Here is a 4,009-nt window from a genome sequence, read left to right on the forward strand (position 1 = left end):
CCGATTTCGTTTGCTCGGACCGCGCGCAACGCTCTGTCGTTAACTCTCGAAAGGCCGCGTTTAACAGGCTGTTAACCATGTCCCGCTAATTATGGTTAACCAATAGCTTACAACGGTTGGCGAATCGGCCCTACTGGCACGATACCACGGTTGAAGCAGGCCTATCCGGCATGTCTGAGCATGCCGGCCTTTGAGAAGGAGCGACTTTCTTGGCGAGTATCATGACCAACGCCGCGGCGTTAACCGCGCTTCAAAGCCTCAGCGCCACCAACAAGTCACTCGAGCAGACACAGGCCCGCATATCGACGGGCTACCGTGTCTCGCAAGCTTCGGACAACGCGGCCTACTGGTCGATCGCCACCACGATGCGCTCCGACAACCAGGCCCTGTCGACGGTGCAGGATGCACTCGGCCTCGGCGCCTCGAAAGTCGACACCGCCTACACCGGCATGAACAATGTGCTGACAACGATCGGCCAGATCAAGACCAAGCTGCTTTCGACCGTCGGCCAGACGGACGCAGCCAAGGCAAAGACGCAGACCGAGATCAAAGCGCTTCAGGCGCAGATGAAGTCGTTCGCCGATGCGGCCACCTTTTCAGGCTCGAACTTCCTAGCGGTGACCTCAAAGCAGGTTGCGGCCGCCAATGACGGCGTCCAGCCCGACTCCCAGATCGTGTCCTCATTCAATCGTTCCTCATCCGGCGCCATCTCGATCGGGACGATCGATATCGATGTCGAGAGCACCAAGCTTTTCGACTACGGCCTCGCCGCCGAGGTCAAGAATTACGGAACCCTCGATCGCCAGACGTCCATCTATTCCACGGGCGCCGCCCAGACCCTGTACGACAACGCCTATGCGGGCGTGATCGCGGGCGGAGGAACGGACATCGCCGCGAACACCGCCGGCCAGACGGCGGCGGGAGCGGTCGCCAAGGTCGACAATATCTCCGCCTACAACCTCGATATCACGGCACCAGGCATTACCGACGACATCATCACGCAGATGGTGAACAGGATCGATAACGTCATGGCCCAGCTGACCGACTCCGCCACCATCCTCGGTTCCGCCAAGAGCAGCATTGACCTGCAGAAGACCTTCACCCAGAGTTTGATGGACTCCATCGACCGCGGCGTCGGCCAGCTTGTCGATGCCGACATGAACAAGGAATCGACCCGGCTCCAGGCACTGCAGGTTCAGCAGCAGCTCGGCGTTCAAGCGCTGTCGATCGCCAACAGCGCCTCGCAGTCGATCCTGTCTCTGTTCAAGAGCTGATCACGGGCGCCACCGGCGCCGTCCTTTCCATCAGATAATCGGGCCGCGCCGCCAGCGCGGCCCGATTTCATTTTCGCACAAGCTTCGAAGACTAGAGTTCCGGCGGACAATCATGCTGGGAGTCGTTGAACCGTGCCGGAACAGATCCAGAGCATCATCTCGAATCTCCGCGGGTTTGGCGTGAAGCGCCTCGCCATGCTGGCGGGCATCGCCGTTCTGGTGATGGGCGTCATCGGCATCGCCTCGGTCTATCTCAACCGCCCCGCCTATGACACGCTCTATGTGGGACTAGACCGCGCCGACGTGAACCAGATCGGCCTGGTGCTGGGCGAAGCCGGCATCGGCTTCGATGTCGGCGCCGATGGAACCTCGGTTCTGGTGCCGGCCGGCACCACCGCTCAGGCCCGCATGCTGCTTGCCGAAAAGGGCCTGCCGACCAGCGCCAATGCCGGCTACGAATTGTTCGACAATGTCGGCTCGCTCGGCCTCACCTCCTTCATGCAGCAGATCACCCGCGTGCGCGCGCTGGAAGGCGAGATCGCCCGCACCATCCAGTCCATATCGGGCATCAAGGCTGCGCGGGTCCACATCGTCATGTCAGAACGGGCCAATTTCCGCCGCGACGAGCAGCAGCCCTCGGCCTCCGTGGTCATCCGCTACGCCGGCATCGACGCCGAGAAGAGCGCCATGTCGATCCGCCATCTCGTCGCCGCCGCCGTTCCCGGCCTGTCGGCAGACAAGGTGACTGTTCTCGATTCCAGCGGCAATCTGCTGGCCGCCGGCGACGATCCTTCCAACACCAGCGCCGCCCGCACGCTCGGCGTCGAGCAGACCGTGGAGGCGCAGATCGGAGACAACATCCGCCGTGCGCTGACGGCCTATCTCGGCCCCGACAATTTCCGCGCCAGCGTCAAGGCCGAGGTCAACACCGACACCCGCCAGACGGAAGAGACCATCTTCGATCCGAATTCCCGCGTCGAACGCTCGGTGCAGTCGGTGCGGGCCAACGAGAACAACAACCAGAAGCAGGCTTCCACTCCGGCCAGCGTCGAGCAGAACCTGCCCGAGACCCAGGCAACCGCCACCGATGGTCCGCAATCCTCCTCGCAGAACGACCGCAGGGAAGAGATCACCAACTACGAGATCAATTCCAAGAAGATCGCCACGGTCTCAAACGGCTACACCGTCACCAAGATGTCGATTGCCGTGGTCGTCAATCAGCAACGGCTGACGGCCATCCTCGGCAAGGACGCCACGCCGGAGCAGATCGCCAAGCGCGTCGCCGAGATCCAGAAGATGGTCACGTCCGCTACCGGCCTTGACGAAAAGCGCGGCGACATCATCGACGTCTCGGCGGTCGAGTTCATCGACGGCCTGGATGGCGAGGCGATCCCGCAGGCGGGAATGCTCGATTCGATCGGCCAGCATGCCGGCACGATGATCAATGCCGGTGCCTTCATCGTCGTGGTGTTCCTGGTCGCCTTCTTCGGCCTGAGGCCGATGGCCGTGGCGCTGACGGCAAAGGCTACTCCGGCCCTGGCAGGTCCCAGCTTCGACGACGTCCAGCGCTCGCTGCCGACGCCGGAGGCAATGGCGGCCACCGACAGTGCCGCTATTGGGACCTTGCCAGGCACACGCCCAGGCCCCACGCCGCTCGACGATCTTCGCCAGAAGATCCGGCCGGCGCCGCAGGACAGGCTTGCCAGGATGGTCGATCTCAACGAGGAGCGCACCGCGCAGATCCTGCGCAAATGGGCCGCCCAGGAAGTGGCGGTGTAAACCATGCCCTCCGTAGCCCTCTTCGACCTTCTGCCTGATTTCGGGACGCGCGCGCAACGTGCCGGCCAGTCCCGGGCAGCAATCGATCCCGAACACAAGCCCGAGACGCCGGCGCCGCAGGCCGATATCGGCACGCTGATCGCCGAGGCGGTTGCCCAGGCGGAGGCAGCGCTGGAGGTCCGCCTGTCGGCTGCGCATGACGCCGCGCTCGAAGCCGAACGCCAGACCAATGCCGAGGAAGCAAGGATATTTCTCGAAAGCCTCGGCGACGATGTCGGCAAGGCGGTCTCGTTGCGCATCGATGCCATGGAGGCGCGCGTCACCGGACTTGTCGCCGCCACGGTCGCCCGCATCATCGGCGGCATCGTCAGCGACGATCTGCAGAAACGTTCGATCGAGGCATTGGCCGGCGCCATCCGCGAAGCGGTCGGCGATGCTGAAGCGGTGCGCATCGTCGTGCGCGGCCCGCTCTCGATGTTCGAAACACTGAAGGCGTCGCTCGGACCCGGCGCCGCCAATCTCGATTTTGTCGAGGCGCCAGGTTTCGACCTGACCGTCGCCATCGACGAAGCAGTGTTCGAGACGCGCATGGCCGAATGGTCGACGGCCCTCTCGGAGGTCCTGGCATGAGCGTCGCAGACGCCGACCACGGCCGCCACGAGATCATCATCGTGCGGCGCAGCCATGACGACCATGACGAGGCCCACCATGGCGGCGTCTGGAAGATCGCCTTCGCCGACTTCATGACGGCCATGATGTGCTTCTTCCTGGTCATGTGGCTGATCAACGCCGCCAACGAGCAGACCAAGGCAGCCGTCGCCAGCTACTTCAACCCGGTCAAGCTGGTCGACCGCAATTCGAGCCGCAAGGGCTTGGAGGATCTCGGCGACGGTCCGCGCGCCATGGGGCTGACGGCCGACGATCCGCAAGAGGCGACCAGCAAAGCCGGACAGAAC

4 protein-coding genes are annotated in these 4,009 nt (G+C 63.4%); all 4 read left to right on the forward strand.

Annotated features, from left to right (window positions below):
• Nucleotides 1–209: 209 nt before the first annotated feature.
• Complete coding sequence (locus EOC06_RS08360) at nucleotides 210–1,274, forward strand: flagellin (RefSeq protein WP_127270046.1); 1,065 nt, start codon at nucleotides 210–212, stop codon at nucleotides 1,272–1,274.
• 132 nt (nucleotides 1,275–1,406) lie between these two features.
• A complete protein-coding gene (gene fliF, locus EOC06_RS08365) occupies nucleotides 1,407–3,053 on the forward strand; it encodes a flagellar basal-body MS-ring/collar protein FliF (protein WP_128307491.1) in 1,647 nt (548 codons plus the stop codon).
• Between the two features lie 3 nt (nucleotides 3,054–3,056).
• Nucleotides 3,057–3,683, forward strand: a complete 627-nt coding sequence (locus tag EOC06_RS08370) for a hypothetical protein (protein WP_128307492.1) — start codon at nucleotides 3,057–3,059, stop codon at nucleotides 3,681–3,683.
• Nucleotides 3,680–4,009, forward strand: a 330-nt coding sequence (locus EOC06_RS41990) for a flagellar motor protein MotB (protein WP_281062028.1), incomplete at its 3' end; no start/stop codon positions are given. The genes EOC06_RS08370 and EOC06_RS41990, both read left to right, overlap by 4 nt.

It is taken from the genome of Mesorhizobium sp. M7A.F.Ca.MR.362.00.0.0 (genome assembly GCF_004023175.1).
Lineage (GTDB): Bacteria > Pseudomonadota > Alphaproteobacteria > Rhizobiales > Rhizobiaceae > Mesorhizobium.